Consider the following 15,907-nt stretch of genomic DNA (forward strand, 5'->3'; position numbering starts at 1 on the left):
GGAATTCTGGGTGGAACAGTCATCTGGGTCATCGTCGGTGTTGCCGTCGCGTGGTTCTTCACTGCCTGGGCCCTGATTATGACCGGTAGTAGGCAGGCCAAAGTAGCGGCTGGGTGACGCTGTAAGGAGGCAGTCAGCCTCACACCAACGCTTTACTCAGGGCATCCCTGGCGGTTGGGTTGGCTAAGTGCCTCATCTGCACTGTCAATAGCCTTGTTGACTTGAGCGAGAGATTCCGTGTTCCACGTCATCGCAGTTTGCCAATCAAGCTCAGCGAAGTCAGAAACAAAGATGCTGTGTGTGAGGGGAGCTGACCAGCAGGTGCGGTGGGGGATCACCTTGTCGGAAATGCCCTGAGCAAAAGCGCTGTAGACAGGCGTAATTCCGTCGAAGGGCCACAGTTCTGGGTTGCCTGCAGGGTTTGACCACTGGCTTCCTCCGATAAGCATGACCGGAATGCCATCAAGGAAACCTTCTTGAGCTTGGTTCCAGCCATCATCGCCGTCGAGGTAATGGGTGGTGTCCTCACCGTTGAGGCCCTTATCAACTTGGCCAGCGTAGGATTTCCAGACTGTGAGGAACTTCTCACAGAAGGCATCTCCGAGGCATTCAGACAGTTCAACTTCACCTGCTGCGTACTCAGTGGGGAAGGCTCCATCGTTGGGGGTGCCCAGCATGGTGAGAGAACGAACAGTAATGGGAAGTTCAAGCTGCTTGATCAATCGAATAGCAGCTCGAGAGAACAGCCCACCATTGGAGTGGCCGACAAAGTCAACATCAGTAACGCCATAGGTGTCGTGGAGATACATCACGAAACGGGCAAGACGTTCACCACTGGCGTTGATATCTCCAGATGACATGACCGTCAGATACTCGGGGAGAACTTCGGGGCAGTCGCCAAAGGCGCCGAATGAGTCGGCGGCTGGCTCCACTACTGTTCCCCAATCAGCCATGGCGGGTGCGGTGTAAACCTGCTTGCCAGCTTTGAGGAGAGATTCGCGGAGGGCAGTGTCGGTGTTTCCGGCTGCGAGGCCTGTTTTACATGCTTGTGTGGGGGTGGTGAAAGGACTTGTTGCCCCACCTCCCGACATGATGACGACAGCTCTGTTTTCCTTTTCTGCTGGAGCTGCTGCAGGCGCACATCCAGTGAGCACCAGGGACGTGAGTGCAATCGCGGTGAGGAAAAGCTTTTTCATGGTGTGTGAAATCCTTTGTGTCGTCTCAACCAAGTTTACTTCTCAGGCGTAGGGCAGCCGAGACGGTTAGTGAGCTGTTGAGTTGTGTGTGCTGTGCGGATGGCGTTGAGAATAATGAGACCTGTTTGAGCGTTCCATGTGATCGCAGAGTCGGGTGCATCGCCGGCGAAGTGGGAGGTGTAGACGCTGTGAGTGTAAGGCTCTGTGAAACAGGCTCGAATAGGCAGTACCGAGTCAGGGACGTTTCTTGCTGTGGCGGCTGAGTATTGGATGAAGCCGTCGTTGGGCCATTTTGCTGAGTTGCCTGCGACCTTGCTGAAGTAGGTGCCGGCAATAAGTGTGACAGGGATGTTATCCAGGACTCCAGTTTGTTCCTGAGTCCACTGGTTGATGCTTTCTGGCGCGAGAAAATTCAAGATGTTGTTGATTGAAGGGATGGCCACTAATTCCTCCATGAATCCTTCGCACAGCTCAAAACCATCACACGCCTGCACCGGGTCAGAGGAGGTATTCGCCATGATGGGTGATTCCCAGGGGCTTCCAATTGTCGTCAGGGTCATCACCTCAACCGGTGAGTTTTGTGACTGAAGTTCCCTGATGGCATTTCTGGTGAATATGCCACCCAAGGAGTGGGCAATGAGGTCAACTTGTCGAACCCCATACTTTTCATGCACATACGAAATGAACGCTGAAAGATTCTTGCCGGCGGTGTCGACGGAATTAGTCGAATCAACGGTGAGCTCAGCGGGGAGCTGCTCTGGGCAATTTCCGAAAGGACCGCCCTTGTCCTGGGGGAGTTCTGAAGGGACTTGGCCGGGACCTGCCATCACAGGAGCAGTAAACACCTGTATTGATTCATTTTCTAAGTAGTCCCTGATAAATGAGTCAGTTGCTCCTGCGCTCTGACCTTCTGTGCAGGGTTGGTCAGGAGTTGTAAAGGGCGAAACAGATGCAACACCCGAAATAATCACGGCTACACGATGTGGGTCCGAGTTATCCGAAACGCAGCCAGTGAGCGACGCGGTCATTAACCCCAGGGAAACGGCAATTCCGGCTAAACGAGCCAGTGGTCTTCTTTTCACGTGATGCTGTTTATTCACACCAGCACCTCCCCGTTATGGCTCTAATTGAGGTTGTTAGGCAATCTTGGTGAACTGAAGCAGGCCATCTCCGGCAGGGGAGAGGGCAACTACGATGTTCTCGGACTCGGTAGCTTCAGTAAGCACCGTGCGGAAGCCAGCAATGATGCCAGCGCGCTTGGCAGGGTTCGCAATATCGCCATCTTGCAAGATGTGAGGAACAAGAACGGTTCCACCAACGCGAACAAGACGCAAAGCGTGCTCCACGTTTTGGGCAACCTGTGCAGGGTCACCATCAACGAGCACGATGTCGTAACTGTTCTCGTTCATACGGGGAAGAACATCCAAAGCCTTGCCCGTGATCAAGCGCACGCGGCTTGCAGGGTAGCCGGCTTCGGTGAAGAGTTCACGAGCCTGCTCGTGATATTCAAATTCAGGGTCAATAGAGGTCAGAGTTGCCTCTGGTGCACCGGCAAGAAGCCACAGACCGGAAAGTCCCAAACCTGTACCAACCTCAATAATGTTGGTGGCATTTGTTGCCGCGGCAACGAGCGCAAGCTGTGCTCCGACAGCGGGTGAAATCACGTTCACGCCGTGCTCGAGAGAAATAGCGCGGGCTTTGGTCTGGGTGCTCGACTCAACATCAAATTCGTTGAGGAACTTCCACGTTAGTTCGTTGTGTGTCACGTCAGTCTCCTTGGTTCACAAGCGTAGAGCTATCCCAGTGTTTAGGAGCGGTAGTCTCATAGTGTGTTTGGTTTGACCTTTGAAAAATTGCTCCTCATTGGGGTAATTGCTGTCTTCATTATTGGTCCCGAACGCCTGCCTGCTTATTCGGCGAAATTCGGTCAATTCGTTCGAAAGCTCAAAGAAATGAGTTCGGGCGCCAAAGATCGCATCAAGGAAGAACTTGGTGAAGATTTTGATGAAGTCGAATGGAAAAAGCTAGATCCCAGGCAGTATGACCCTCGCCGAATTATTCGCGAAGCTCTGCTCGAAGATTCTGTTCCCGGGGTTGGTGATGCGCCTAGCCGCACTTCCATGAGTCCCATCACGGCTCCCGTCGCGTCTGAGTCTGCGTATGCAAAGTCACAAGCACGAAAGCGTGCTCAGCGCGATCCTCAAGCTGGAACACCTTTCGACTTAGAGGCGACCTAAACCTTAATTCACTGACCTGTGACATCCAGCCAGGTGGTCATCGACCAATCCTGCTGATTGCATCAATGCATACATCGTCGTAGCACCGACGAACTTAAAGCCCAGTTTCTTGAGGGCTTTACTCAGCTGTTCGGATTCTGTTGTCACAGCCGGTACTTCTGCCAGGGTTTGGTAACGCTCTTGCTCATCTCCAGCGCAGGAATTCGCGCGCTGCCTAGACAAGGGCTGGAACGACCAAATGAGGTCGTGTAAGGCGCCAGGAGACTGAGTAAGCATCGACTGAGTGACCTTGGCATTCTCAATCGTCGCCACAATCTTGGCGCGATTGCGAATGATGCCTTCATCGAGCATCAAGCGCTCTATGTCGGCATCGGAATAACCGGCAACCGTAGCAATGTCGAAGTTAGAGAAGGCGGCGCGGAAGCCAGGACGACGCTTGAGGATCGTGATCCAGCTCAGCCCTGCTTGAAAGGCTTCCAGGGAGAGCTTTTCAAAGAGCTTCTGGTCACCCAACAGTTTCACGCCCCACTCTTCATCGTGATAGCGGATGTATTCGGGATCAGTGCCCACCCAGCCACAACGAGCGAGACCGTCTTCGCCGATCTCGAGATCTTGATAGGCCATTACTTGTTATGCATTACTTGTATTCGATGCCTTCGATGTCCAAGAGCTGAATCTTGGTCGGAACGCCGGAGCCACCGGAGTAACCGGTGAGCTTCCTGTTACCTGCGAGGATGCGGTGGCAAGGAACAATGATGGGCACGGGGTTTGCTCCCACAGCACCTCCCACAGCACGAGCTGCCTTGGGGTTGCCTGCGCGAGCTGCCAAATCACCATAAGAGGCATGTCCGCCATAAGGAATAGCGAGGAGCTCATGCCAGATGGCCTGCTGGAATTCGGTTCCCACCAGCTTCACGGGAACATCAAAGTCCTGTCGTTTACCAGCGAAGTATTCGCCGAGTTCCTTGGTGGCCTGCTTAATCACCTTGTCCGGATCACCCGGGCGACCGCCATGCTGTAAGCGCCCATGAGGAGAACCCTCTACGCCTTCAATGCTGAGAAAGGTGATGGCTTCGCCATCGCTGGTCAGCTCAATACGACCCAGAGGGGAATCAATCGTGGCAAAGGTGGAGGTCATACCTACAAAGATAATGGGGCTGCCACCGCATGCGGTAGCAGCCCCATTGGGATACTGACATCAGGTAGTGGCGACGAAACCCTACCGAGCCAGAGTCTTAGACGATATTCGCGCCTTCCTTGAGGACACCCTCAAGAATTTCGCGGATCTCAGTGAACTCCTTGGGACCAATAGTCAGCGGTGGAGCAAGCTGAACTACGGGGTCTCCACGGTCATCTGCACGGCAGAACAGACCTGCGTCATAGAGAGCCTTGGAGAGGAAGCCACGGAGGAGACGCTCGGACTCGTCATCGTTGAAGGTCTCCTTGGTGGCCTTGTCCTTGACGAGCTCGATTGCGAAGAAGTAACCGTCACCACGCACGTCACCGACAATGGGGATGTCGAGGAGCTTCTCCAGCTCTGCACGGAACAGTGGCGAGTTGGTGCGCACGTTCTCGTTGAGCTTCTCTTCTTCGAAGATGTTGAGGTTCTCGAGAGCAACAGCTGCCGACACGGGGTGACCGGCGAAGGTGTAACCGTGGGGGAAGTAGCTGGTGCCCTTGGAGAAGGGCTCGTAGATCTTGTCGGAGATGATGGTTGCACCGATAGGGGAGTAACCACTGGTCATACCCTTGGCGCAGGTGATCATGTCGGGAACGTAGCCATACGCGTTGCAGGCAAACATTTCACCGATACGACCGAATGCACAGATAACCTCATCGGAAACCATGAGGACATCGTGCTTGTCGCAGATCTCGCGCACGCGCTCCATGTATCCGGGAGGTGGTGCGAACGCGCCACCGGAGTTCTGAACGGGCTCGAGGAAGACAGCTGCAACAGTGTCAGGGCCTTCGAACTCAATCATCTCTTCGATGCGGTTTGCTGCCCACTGACCGAATGCGTAGAGGTCGTCAGCGTGCTGTTCAGCGCGGTAGAAGTTGGTGTTGGGCACGCGGAAGGTGGAAGGAACCAAAGGCTCGAACATTTCCTTCATCGCGGGGATACCAGTGATCGAGAGAGCACCCTGAGGTGTTCCGTGATACGCAACAGAGCGAGAAATCACCTTGTGCTTGGTGGGCTTGCCCATCTTCTTCCAGTACTGCTTAGCCAGCTTGAAAGCAGTTTCAACAGCTTCACCACCACCGGTGGAGAAGAAGACCTTGTTCAGGTCACCTGGAGCGTAGTCAGCGAGGCGGTCAGCCAGCTCAATAGCGGAGGGGTGAGCGTAAGACCAGATGGGGAAGAAGGCGAGTTCTTCAGCCTGCTTGGCGGCAGCCTGAGCCAGACGCTTACGACCGTGACCTGCCTGAACAACGAACAGACCAGAGAGGCCGTCGATGTAGCTCTTGCCCTGGATGTCGGTGATCATGTGACCGTCACCCTTGACGATGATGGGCACACCGTTCTCGTGCATGACCGACTGACGTGTGAAGTGCATCCACAGGTGGTCGCTGGCCTTCTTCTGAAGGTCCTTGTTGTCATACACAGGTGCTACATAAGGCTTCTCTGCCTCTGCAGCAGCAGGAGTAACAACATGTGTGGGTGCTGCAACATGTGCTGCAGTCTTGTTCTTCCGAGAGGTGAATAACGGCATTTTTTATCGCGTTCCCCAGTTATATAACTGTTTGTGGAGCTTGAGGTATACGAAAGTTTCGGTTGAAACCACGCCCTCAAGCTTTCGGATCTGTTCGTTGAGAAGATTGATGAGATCTTCGTCAGACTCACAGACAACTTCAGCCATGATGTCGAATGACCCGGCGGTGAGCACCACGTAATCGACGGCTTCTAATGCGGCCAGCTGGTCAGCGATAGCGCGGGTGTCACCCGAGCAGCGCAAACCAATCATTGCTTGGCGGTAGAACCCCAATTGCATGGGGTCGGTCACGGCGACTACTTGCATAACGCCGGCATCGGTGAGTTTCTGAACTCGCTGTCGAACAGCAGCCTCAGACAGCCCTACCGCTTTGCCGATTTCGGCATAGGAGCGGCGACCGTCTTCTTGCAGCTGTTCGATGATGGCTTTGGACACATCATCGAGCTGCGCGGCGCGAGACTTTGAGTTCATGGGGTTGATTCTGACAGGAAAAAACACCCGAAGCAAGTGAAACCGCACTTTTATGTGGATAAAACTACGAAATCCTCAGAAAAGCCCTTCTTTTACTATCGGTTTTCGCCTTATGCTGAGTTCATGAGTACTCACGCATTGAAGAACTTCGTCAACGGTCAGTTTGTGGAATCCAGCTCGGATGAACGTCTGGACATTCTCAACCCCGCCACTGAAGAGGTCTATGCCACCAGCCCCATCTCTAATGAGAAGGATGTTGCCGACGCCTATGGCGCCGCGGCAACAGCATTCGACGCCTGGGGAGACACCACTCCCAGTGAGCGCTCTCTGGCGCTATTCCGCATTGCAGATGCGATGGAATCGCGTGCACGTGAGTTTGCTGAAGTGGAGTCCAAAGACACCGGTAAGCCACTTGAGACTCTCGTGGAATACGAAATCATGCCTTCTGTGGACCAGATCCGGTTCTTTGCCACCGCAGCACGCCACCTCGAAGGCAAGTCCGCCGGCGAATACATGGCTGACCACACCTCGATGATTCGCCGCGAACCTATTGGTGTCATCGGCCAGGTCACCCCCTGGAACTACCCCCTCAACATGGCGGTGTGGAAGTTCGCCCCAGCCATTGCTGCAGGAAACACCATTGTCTTGAAGCCTTCTGACACCACTCCTGCCTCCACCATGCTGTTGGCAGAGATGGCTTCAGAATTCCTTCCAGCTGGTGTATTCAACGCCGTGATGGGAAGCCGTGACACCGGCAAGGCCATGGTGGAGAACAAGATTCCTCAGATGATCTCCATTACCGGTTCTGTTCGTGCCGGTATGGAAGTGGCCAAGAGTGCCGCAACTGACCTCAAGCGCGTCCACCTCGAACTGGGAGGTAAGGCACCCGTCATCGTCTTCGATGATGCAGATATTCCTTCTGCAGTAGAAGGCATCGTCGGTGCTGGCTACTTCAACGCTGGTCAGGACTGCACCGCAGCAACGCGACTGCTCGTGCAAGCAGGTATCTATGACGAGTTCATGGCTGAGCTGGTGAAGTACGCACGTGCGAATGCCATTACCGGTTCACCTCTAGATGCCAGCACCATGTTTGGTCCTGTCAACAACGTGAACCAGATGGCTCAGGTCCAGGGCTTCATTGAGCGCTTGCCCGACAATGCCACTATCGAACTCGGTGGTAACCGGGTGGATTCTCGTGGTTACTTCCACGAAGCAACCATCATCTCCGGTCTCAAGCAGACCGATGAGGCCATCCAGAACGAGATCTTCGGCCCCGTCATGACCGTGCAGAAGTTCACCGATGAAGCACAGGCATTGACCTGGGCTAATGACGTGAACTATGCCCTAGCTTCATCGGTGTGGACTCAGAACCACGGCCGCGCAATGCGCATGGCAAAGAAGCTCGACTTTGGTGTCGTGTGGATCAACACCCACATCCCTATCGTTGCGGAGATGCCTCACGGTGGCTTCAAGCACTCCGGTTACGGCAAGGACCTCTCCGGTTACGGCTTTGACGACTACACCCGCATCAAGCACGTGATGAGCTACATCGGGAACTAAGCCGGAGTAATTCCGAGGTTTATTCCTGCACGACTGGGCCCGCTGTGAGCAATCACGCGGGCCAGTTCTGTAATGGCCTGAGCTGCAGGATCTGCCGGATTCGATAGCACGATGGGGGTTCCCTCGTCGCCGCCTTCGCGAAGCCCTAAGCTCAACGGAATCTTGGCAAGTACCTCAACGGCCTTGTCTTGGCCAACGCTGAGTTCATTAGCAACCGTCTCAGCACCACCCTCACCAAACAGTGCCAAAGATGACCCATCTGGCAAGACCAGTGGTCCCATGTTCTCCACCACGCCCAAGATGCGCTGGCCGGTTTGGCGTGCAACGACGCCGGCACGAACAGCAACCTCGCTGGCAGCAGTCTGACCCGTGGTCACAACGAGTACTTCAGCATTAGGTAACTGCTGACCCACGGTGATCGCCACGTCACCAGTGCCAGGAGGCAGGTCGAGTAGGAGGAAGTCCAGGTCACCGAAGTAAACGTCTGTGAGGAACTGGGTAATCGTGCGCTGCAACATGGGGCCACGCCAGGCAACTGCGGCATTGGCGTTCTCTACGAACATGCCAATGCTGATGACCTTCACGTCATGACCCACAGGTGGCACGATCATGTCATCCAGACGCGTGGGCTTGGCGGCTACTCCGCCTGGAGCGAGTCCCATCAGCGCAGGGATGGAGAAGCCATAGACGTCTGCATCCAAGATGCCCACGCGGAAACCTTGTGTCGCTAGTGCTGCAGCAAGGTTTGCGGTCATGGTGGACTTCCCCACGCCACCCTTGCCGCTGGTGACGGCAATAACGCGGGTGAGCGTGCCAGGACCGAAGGGGTTCTGCTTTGCTCCGCTGGGGCGCAGGCGACCCAGAAGTTCAGCACGTTCTTCGGCCGTCATTACCTGAACATCCACCGTGACATCGTCTATGCCATTGACGCTCTCAGCTGCAGCACGAACATCGCTTTCGATCTTCTGCGCTGCTGGGCAGCCGGCAATCGTCAGGCGAACCTCAACAGATGCCGTGTTGTTCTGAGTAGAGACAGCACCGATCATGCCGAGATCAGCCAGGCTGCGGCGAAGCTCGGGGTCAATCACTGCCCCCGCAGCCGCACGAACTAACTCGGTGTGATTGCTCACGTGTTACTTGGCAGAACGAGTTGCAGGACGCGTGGTGGGCTTCTTTGCTGGAGCTTGAGTCACAGGCTTCTTGGCAACAGGCTTGGCCGGTTCGTCATCCTTCTCGAGTTCCTCGAGCAGGGCACGCAGTTCAGCCTTGATGAAGTCCTTGGTAGCCATGTCCTTCATTGCCAGGCGCAGGGCAACAACCTCACGTGCAAGGTATTCGGTGTCAGCAAGGTTGCGCTCAGCGCGCTGGCGGTCCTGCTCAAACTGAACACGGTCACGGTCATCCTGGCGGTTCTGCGCCAGCAGGATCATGGGGGCTGCATAAGACGCCTGCAACGACAGGATCAGAGTCAGAGCAGTGAAGCCAATGGCGTAGGAGTCAAAACGCCATTCAACGGGTGCAAAAGTGTTGAACAACATCCACACCACGGCAAAGATGGTGAGTCCCAGCAGGAACCAAGGAGTACCCATGCCTCGAGCAATGGTTTCGGTGAATCGACCAAAGCGGTCCCTCGAGCGAGAGGGACGTGGGTTCAGCGCGCTGAAACCTTTGGGGGAGTCGAAGCTTTCATCGTGACGGTTGCTTCGTGCCATGTCAGCCCCTCCTTCCTCGGGTTGCGGGCTTTGCTGCAGGTGCAGCACTCTTTGTTGCCGGACGCTTCTTCGGCGCACGTTTACTCATCGCTGCCGAGGCAGGAGTGTCTTCGTCGTCGTGGCTGCGCCAGTCATCAGGGAGCAAGTAGTCGAGCACGTCATCGACGGTGACCACGCCAACAAGGCGGTGGTTTTCGTCGATGACAGGAACAGAAACCAGGTTGTAGCTGGCAAGAATACGAGAAACCTCAGCAGCAGGAGTATCCACCGAGATGGGCTCTAGACCGGGGTCAATGAGAGCACCCAGGCGCTCGTGTGGAGGGTAACGCAGCATGCGCTGGAAGTGAACCATGCCCAAGAAGCGTCCCGTGGGGGATTCATAGGGAGGCAGCGTAATGCAGACTGCTGCTGCCAAGGCAGGTGCAGTCTCATTACGGCGAATCATGGCCAAACCTTCGGCAACAGTTGATTCTGCAGACAAGATGATGGGCTCGGGGGTCATCAAACCACCGGCAGTGTCAGCGCCGAAGCTCAGCAGCAAACGAACGTCGTCTGCTTCCTCAGGCTCCATCAGCTCAAGGAGGTGTTCACCACGCTCTTCAGGCAACTGGGCGATGAGGTCGGCCGCGTCATCGGGCTCCATCTCATCGAGAACGTCCGCAGCACGCTCGTCGTCGAGCTGAGCCATGATCTCAATCTGGTCGCTCTCGTCCATTTCCTCGAGAACGTCAGCGAGACGGTCATCGGGGAGCTCTTCAGCAACTTCAAGCATGCGCTCCTGTGGCAGATCCAGCAGGGTGTTTGCCAAGTCAGCAGGGCGGAGTTCGGAGTAGGAAGCAATGAGGGCTTCAGCAGATTGTGGTTCGCCGTCTTCGGTCTTCTCGGTAATGAGAGACCAGGGAACAAGAGCAGTGGGGCCCTTCGCAAAAGGTGCACCTGCCTGGCGGGGACGACGCACAAAGAGCTGGCTGATGGCCCATTCGCCGGGACCAGTCTCTTCGATGGCAGCGTCTTCGATTTCAGCTTCGCCGGAACCGTCGTTGAAGGTGACCTTACGGCCTAAGAATTCAGCCAGCAGACGAACTTCGCCACCACGCTGTTCGAACTTGCGGTCAGAAATGGGGCCGGTCGTGATGACCTGACCGCTGCCAATGCTGGAGACGCGACCAATAGAGATAAAGACGCGACGCTTGCCAGGAAGCTCAGCCAAGAGGCCAACGACGCGAGGTGCATTGTCCTTGCGGTAGACCACGAGGACATCACGAATACGACCCAGGCGGTCACCCGCGGGGTCAAATACGCCGCTGCCAGTTAGGCGCGCTACAAATACTCGTGTTCCAGTCACGTCTCTAACCTACCCGTTAAGCACTGTTTGCGCCCCTTAGAGAGGCGCAAACAGTGTGTGAACAACGATGTTTAGATCAAGGCGTCGCTGAGGTGGTTAGGAGTTCCAAAGCGGTGTGCTGTGATGCTCACGGCCTGTTCGCGCAGGAAGGGAAGCATCTCAATGCGGCCCGCCAAAAGAACGGGTCCGGCATAGACGGCGACATCTGGGCGACCATTGGTCACCGCGGTGATCTGTGATGCTGAGCCACCAATCAAACGGATGCGTGCGTTGGTCAGATCAAGCTCGTTGAGGCTCTTGAGCCACGACTGGTCAGAACGCTGGTCAACACGAATCCCGGTTGCCTGGAGAGCCCACATGTAACGCTCATTGAGAGTTCCAGGAACAGAGACGGTGAAGTTCGATTCTGCGCGCATGGCAGCAAGCACGACTCGGAAGAGTTCAACTGGGCTGCCCTCTTCCATCAAGCGAATCTGAGTGGGCACTGAGCGGTAACGGAACACGTTGCGTTCCACTCCGAGCTGGGACACATCAACTGCCTGACCGAACTCGGTAGACCAGGCGAACTGGTCCAGGCTCGTTCCTTGACGGATCCAGGCGAGCTCGCCGCCATTGAGGGTCTCTGAGCGCTCGATAGCGTCCAACAGAGTCAGTACATGCTTGGAGGTGGGTGCCTGGCCGATATCTGCCGTGGCAGCAATCTCCCAGTTACCCAAGCCGAAGAGGTAGTTGGGGCCACCGGCCTTGGTTCCAGCGCCCACAGCAGACTTCTTCCATCCGCCGAAGGGTTGGCGCTGCACGATGGCACCGGTGGTGCCGCGGTTGACGTAGAGGTTTCCTGCCTGGATCGAGTCCAGCCAGAGGCCTACTTCGTCAGCATCCAGGGAGTGGATGCCCGAAGTGAGGCCGTAGTCAATGGCGTTGACCAGTGCGATGGCTTCTTCCAAGGTGCGCGCGGTCATGATGCCCAGCACAGGACCAAAGTATTCGGTCAGGTGGTATTCGCTGCCAGCCTTGACGCCGTCGCGCACACCAGGTGACCACAGCTTGCCTGAATCATCGAGCTGCTTGGGCTCAACGAGCCACTTCTCACCTTTACCTACTGAGGTCAGTGCAGAAAGGAGCTTGCCCTTGGCAGGCTCAATGATGGGTCCCATCTGGGTGGTGGCGTCCTGAGGGTAACCGACCTTGAGGCTAGAAACACCATCAATGAGCTGGTTGCGGAAACGCTGCGAGGTGGCAACAGATCCCACCAGGACAACGAGCGATGCGGCCGAGCACTTCTGGCCCGCGTGACCAAAGGCGGAGTAAATTACATCCTTCGCAGCAAGGTCGAGGTCAGCACTCGGGGTGACGATGATGGCGTTCTTGCCGCTGGTTTCTGCCAACAGGGGGAGATCGTTGCGGAGAGAACGGAACAGTTCTGCTGTTTCGTAGCCACCGGTCAAGATCACGCGATCTACGCGAGGGTCAGAAACGAGTTTGCTGCCCAGGGCGCGGTCGCCCATGTTGACCAGCTGGAGGGCATCGCGAGGAACGCCTGCCTCCCACAGAGCCTCCACCATGACCGCACCACAACGACGTGCCTGTGCTGCGGGCTTGATAATGACGGGAGAACCGGCAGCAAGTGCTGCAAGCGTTGACCCTGCTGGGATCGCAACAGGGAAGTTCCATGGGGGAGTAACCACGGTCAAACCAGCAGGAACAAACTCAGCACCGGAGATGCGGCCGAGCTTCTTTGCCTGCTCGGCGTAGTAGTGAGCAAAGTCGATAGCTTCAGTGACTTCAGGGTCGGACTGATCGAGAGTCTTACCTGTTTCACTACCTGCTACTTCCATCAAGTCAGCACGACGTGCTTCAAGAATCTCACCGGCACGGTGAAGGATCTCTGCGCGTTCCTCGGCGGAGCGTGTTCGCCATGATGCGCCAGAGCCAGTTACGGTGACAAAGACTTTCTCGAGCTCTGCTTCTGTGTTAATGGTGTGCTTGGCAACAGTGTCATTACCCAGCTGCGAGGAAGCAATGCGAGAGAGAATGCCATCACCCCAGGCGCGGTTCGCGGCAATCGCCGGGTCTGTGTCCGCTGCATTCTCGAAACGGTCAGTTGGCATGGGCTTGGCTGGCTTGGTGCGGTCCTGCACGCGGTGAGAAGCGGGGACAGTCTCATCGAGCTCTGCGAGCGAGTTCAGGAAGCGTGTCTCCTCGCGAGCAAACAAACCTTCGTTGGCAGAAAGCTCAAACACGGCAGACATGAAGTTGTCCTGGCTGGCGCCTTCTTCAAGACGGCGAATCAGGTAGGCGATGGCCACGTCAAACTCTGCAGGGTGAACCACGGGTGTGTAGAGCAGAAGTCCGCCCACATCCTTCTTGACTGCTTCGGCCTGGCCCTGGGCCATACCGAGTAGCATCTCGAATTCAATTCCGGACTGAACGCCGCGCTTGCCGGCAAGAAGCCAGGCATAGGCCACGTCAAAAAGGTTGTGGCCGGCAACACCGATGCGGACGTTCCCAATGCGGTCAGGGTGCAGGGCGTAGTTGATCACGCGCTTGTAGTTGGTGTCGCTGTCTTGCTTGGTGTGCCAGGTAGCAAGTGGCCAGTCATGCAGGGCAGCTTCCACGCGTTCCATGGGGAGGTTTGCTCCCTTGACCACACGAACCTTGATGCCAGCTCCGCCGCGGGCGCGGCGAGCAGCAGACCATTCCTGCAGGCGGATCATGGCGGCCAGTGCATCAGGCAGGTACGCCTGCAGCACGATGCCGGCTTCGAGGTTCAGGAGCTCAGGACGATCCAAGATACGAGTGAACACCTCAATGGTGATGTCGAGATCCTTGAACTCTTCCATGTCCAAGTTGATGAACTTGGGAGTGGGGCTTTCGGCTGCGAGGTGGAACAGGGGGAGCAGGCGTTCAACCACGTGATCCACATCCTGCTCGAATGCCCATGCAGAGTGTGGGGCAACGGTGGAAGAAACCTTGATGGAGACGTAGTCGACATCATCACGGGCGAGGAGTGCACGGGTTCCTTCGAGGCGGCGAGCTGCTTCGCGCTCGCCGAGGACTGCTTCACCCAGCAGGTTGACGTTGAGGCGAACACCGGGCTTGCGCAGCTTGGCGATTGCGCCGCCCAGCTTGGCGTCGGTCGCGTCCACGATGAGGTGACCCACCATGTTGCGCAGAACCTTGCGAGAGATGGGGATGACAACCCCAGGAAGAATCGGGGCAACAAGACCACCCACGCGCACAGCAGCACGCATATACCAGGGCAGGAAGGCAGGAACCTTGGGAGCGAGTTCTTTCAAGTTGCGGGCAGCAACGCGCAAATCTTCGGGGCGCACAACGCCGTCCACGAAGCCCACGGTGAAGGCAAGACCGTTGGGATCCTTCAAGACGCCAGCCAGCATCACGGCACTGGAGTCAACCGGGAAGCCCTGAGCTTCGGTCAACCATTTGCGCACAAGCGCGATGGAATCGGTGGCAAGTTCAGGAGAGAGAGCGTCTGCGGTCATGCTTCTAGTCTGGTGCCCATAAGACTTAAGATAAAGCGCACATTAGTTACTAATACTCATTAGAATTACTTAACTAATTGGGAGGTGTCATGCTCGACCTGAGACGTCTTCGTCTACTGCGTGAAGTCAAGCTTCGTGGCACCCTCGCTGAGGTGGCAGAAGCCCTCAACTACAGCCCTTCCGCCGTGTCCCAGCAGCTTGCTCTGCTGGAAAAGGAAGTGGGTGTTCCACTCCTGCGCAAGAGTGGTCGCCGCGTCACCCTGACACCACAAGCCGAGATCCTGGTGGCTCACACATCCACCGTTCTTGAAGTACTTGAACAAGCAGAAGCGGAAGTCACCACCTCCCTCGAGCGTCCAGCCGGATTAGTCCGCCTGGCTGTCTTCCAATCAGCTGCTCTTGCGCTACTTCCTGATGCGCTGACACTGGTGCGTTCGGAATATCCCGAGATGCGCCTGGAAGTAACCCAGCAAGAACCTGAAGCTGCCCTCCATGCCACCTGGACCAGAGACTTCGATCTCGTGATCGCTGAGCAATACCCGGGCCATGCAGCTCCACGCCACCCGGAGCTAGACCGTGTGGATCTGACCACCGACCCCATTCGTTTGGGGGTCTCGAAGAAGCTTGTATCCGAGCACAACATCAAGACTCTGGCAGACACCGCTGGCTTGCCCTGGGTGATGGAACCTCGTGGCACAGCCTCACGCCACTGGGCAGAACAAGCCTGCCGCCAGGCCGGCTTTGAACCTGACGTTCAATTTGAAACGGCAGATATCCAAGCGCATATTCGCCTGGTGGAGTCGGGCAATGCCGTGGCATTGCTTACAGGTCTGGCGTGGGTTGGCCGTCCCGTGACCGTGGAACTCATTGACCTGCCGGGAAACCCGCGCAGGACGGTGTTCACAGCAGCAAGACGAGCAAGTGCTCAGAGCCCAGCGATTGTGGTGTGCCGCGATGTGCTGACTCGTACTGCGGAGTTGATTACGTCGAGCTAGTTACTCGGGTAGGTGACTTCCACGCCCACCACAGCAGAGGAATCTGCAGGGGGAGACGCACCCAGGCCGCGACCGTAAGGGCGGTGTTATCTGATCCCAGTTGGTCGAAGGCATACCAAATATTTGCTGGCCACACTGCGAGCAAGGTCAGCACCGTGAGCATTGGTGCCCAGC

At 56.3% G+C, this 15,907-nt stretch carries 15 protein-coding genes; 3 read left to right on the top strand and 12 right to left on the bottom strand.

Annotation, left to right across the window (positions count from 1 at the left end; genetic code table 11):
* Positions 1-152: 152 nt before the first annotated feature.
* The 3 genes from Q0362_RS05960 to Q0362_RS05970 are packed head-to-tail and all read right to left on the bottom strand — an operon-like array spanning position 153 to position 2,962.
* On the bottom strand, positions 153-1,196 hold the full coding sequence (locus Q0362_RS05960; protein ID WP_298121188.1) for an alpha/beta hydrolase: 1,044 nt from the start codon (positions 1,194-1,196) through the stop codon (positions 153-155).
* A 35-nt stretch (positions 1,197-1,231) separates the two neighbouring features.
* Positions 1,232-2,296 carry an alpha/beta hydrolase gene (locus Q0362_RS05965; protein WP_298121191.1) on the bottom strand — a complete coding sequence of 355 codons (1,065 nt, stop codon included), beginning with the start codon at positions 2,294-2,296 and terminating at the stop codon, positions 1,232-1,234.
* 36 nt (positions 2,297-2,332) lie between these two features.
* Positions 2,333-2,962, bottom strand: a complete 630-nt coding sequence (locus Q0362_RS05970; protein WP_298121195.1) for an O-methyltransferase — start codon at positions 2,960-2,962, stop codon at positions 2,333-2,335.
* Positions 2,963-3,025: 63 nt separating this feature from the next.
* On the opposite strand from Q0362_RS05970, the gene Q0362_RS05975 reads away from it, so the two are divergent.
* Positions 3,026-3,433: a twin-arginine translocase TatA/TatE family subunit gene (locus tag Q0362_RS05975; protein ID WP_298121200.1), complete on the top strand. Its 408-nt coding sequence runs from the start codon at positions 3,026-3,028 to the stop codon at positions 3,431-3,433.
* A 3-nt stretch (positions 3,434-3,436) separates the two neighbouring features.
* Here Q0362_RS05975 and Q0362_RS05980 read toward each other — a convergent pair whose 3' ends face one another.
* From Q0362_RS05980 to Q0362_RS05995, 4 genes are all read right to left on the bottom strand, one after another.
* A complete protein-coding gene (locus Q0362_RS05980; protein ID WP_298121204.1) occupies positions 3,437-4,057 on the bottom strand; it encodes a DNA-3-methyladenine glycosylase I in 621 nt (206 codons plus the stop codon).
* A gap of 13 nt (positions 4,058-4,070) precedes the next feature.
* Positions 4,071-4,571 (bottom strand): methylated-DNA--[protein]-cysteine S-methyltransferase, encoded by a 501-nt coding sequence (locus tag Q0362_RS05985; protein ID WP_298121208.1) that lies wholly within the window; start codon positions 4,569-4,571, stop codon positions 4,071-4,073.
* 97 nt (positions 4,572-4,668) lie between these two features.
* Positions 4,669-6,144: an aspartate aminotransferase family protein gene (locus Q0362_RS05990; protein WP_298121211.1), complete on the bottom strand. Its 1,476-nt coding sequence runs from the start codon at positions 6,142-6,144 to the stop codon at positions 4,669-4,671.
* 3 nt (positions 6,145-6,147) lie between these two features.
* On the bottom strand, positions 6,148-6,615 hold the full coding sequence (locus Q0362_RS05995; RefSeq protein ID WP_298121216.1) for an Lrp/AsnC family transcriptional regulator: 468 nt from the start codon (positions 6,613-6,615) through the stop codon (positions 6,148-6,150).
* A gap of 123 nt (positions 6,616-6,738) precedes the next feature.
* Here Q0362_RS05995 and Q0362_RS06000 point away from each other — a divergent pair, with 123 nt between their 5' ends.
* On the top strand, positions 6,739-8,175 hold the full coding sequence (locus Q0362_RS06000; RefSeq protein WP_298121221.1) for an aminobutyraldehyde dehydrogenase: 1,437 nt from the start codon (positions 6,739-6,741) through the stop codon (positions 8,173-8,175).
* Here Q0362_RS06000 and Q0362_RS06005 read toward each other — a convergent pair.
* From Q0362_RS06005 to Q0362_RS06020, 4 genes are all read right to left on the bottom strand, one after another.
* Positions 8,172-9,305: a P-loop NTPase gene (locus Q0362_RS06005; RefSeq protein WP_298121224.1), complete on the bottom strand. Its 1,134-nt coding sequence runs from the start codon at positions 9,303-9,305 to the stop codon at positions 8,172-8,174. The two genes, Q0362_RS06000 and Q0362_RS06005, sit on opposite strands and share 4 nt — an antisense overlap.
* Before the next feature lie 3 nt (positions 9,306-9,308).
* Positions 9,309-9,887 carry a DUF1003 domain-containing protein gene (locus Q0362_RS06010; protein WP_298121230.1) on the bottom strand — a complete coding sequence of 193 codons (579 nt, stop codon included), beginning with the start codon at positions 9,885-9,887 and terminating at the stop codon, positions 9,309-9,311.
* Position 9,888: 1 nt separating this feature from the next.
* Positions 9,889-11,232: a magnesium transporter MgtE N-terminal domain-containing protein gene (locus Q0362_RS06015; protein WP_298121234.1), complete on the bottom strand. Its 1,344-nt coding sequence runs from the start codon at positions 11,230-11,232 to the stop codon at positions 9,889-9,891.
* Positions 11,233-11,303: 71 nt separating this feature from the next.
* The gene (locus Q0362_RS06020) at positions 11,304-14,738 is read right to left on the bottom strand and encodes a bifunctional proline dehydrogenase/L-glutamate gamma-semialdehyde dehydrogenase (RefSeq protein WP_298121238.1); all 3,435 of its coding nucleotides are present in this window, start codon (positions 14,736-14,738) and stop codon (positions 11,304-11,306) included.
* 89 nt (positions 14,739-14,827) lie between these two features.
* On the opposite strand from Q0362_RS06020, the gene Q0362_RS06025 reads away from it, so the two are divergent.
* Entirely contained in the window at positions 14,828-15,733 is a 906-nt protein-coding gene (locus Q0362_RS06025; RefSeq protein WP_298121243.1) for a LysR family transcriptional regulator, read from the top strand.
* On the opposite strand, the gene Q0362_RS06030 is transcribed toward Q0362_RS06025, so the two are convergent.
* Positions 15,720-15,907 (bottom strand): hypothetical protein (locus Q0362_RS06030; RefSeq protein WP_298121248.1); only part of this gene is annotated, 188 nt, incomplete at its 5' end. The two genes, Q0362_RS06025 and Q0362_RS06030, sit on opposite strands and share 14 nt — an antisense overlap.

It is taken from the genome of uncultured Aurantimicrobium sp. (assembly GCF_936931525.1).
Lineage (GTDB): Bacteria > Actinomycetota > Actinomycetes > Actinomycetales > Microbacteriaceae > Aurantimicrobium.

Excerpts from the sequence above, each read along its gene's own strand:
- Q0362_RS05980 (WP_298121204.1), bottom strand. The coding sequence starts at position 4,057 with ATGGCCTATCAAGATCTCGAGATCGGCGAAGACGGTCTCGCTCGTTGT.
- Q0362_RS06025 (WP_298121243.1), top strand. The coding sequence starts at position 14,828 with ATGCTCGACCTGAGACGTCTTCGTCTACTGCGTGAAGTCAAGCTTCGT.
- Q0362_RS06010 (WP_298121230.1), bottom strand. The coding sequence starts at position 9,887 with ATGGCACGAAGCAACCGTCACGATGAAAGCTTCGACTCCCCCAAAGGT.
- Q0362_RS06000 (WP_298121221.1), top strand. The coding sequence starts at position 6,739 with ATGAGTACTCACGCATTGAAGAACTTCGTCAACGGTCAGTTTGTGGAA.
- Q0362_RS05960 (WP_298121188.1), bottom strand. The coding sequence starts at position 1,196 with ATGAAAAAGCTTTTCCTCACCGCGATTGCACTCACGTCCCTGGTGCTC.
- Q0362_RS05995 (WP_298121216.1), bottom strand. The coding sequence starts at position 6,615 with ATGAACTCAAAGTCTCGCGCCGCGCAGCTCGATGATGTGTCCAAAGCC.
- Q0362_RS05985 (WP_298121208.1), bottom strand. The coding sequence starts at position 4,571 with ATGACCTCCACCTTTGCCACGATTGATTCCCCTCTGGGTCGTATTGAG.
- Q0362_RS06020 (WP_298121238.1), bottom strand. The coding sequence starts at position 14,738 with ATGACCGCAGACGCTCTCTCTCCTGAACTTGCCACCGATTCCATCGCG.
- Q0362_RS05990 (WP_298121211.1), bottom strand. The coding sequence starts at position 6,144 with ATGCCGTTATTCACCTCTCGGAAGAACAAGACTGCAGCACATGTTGCA.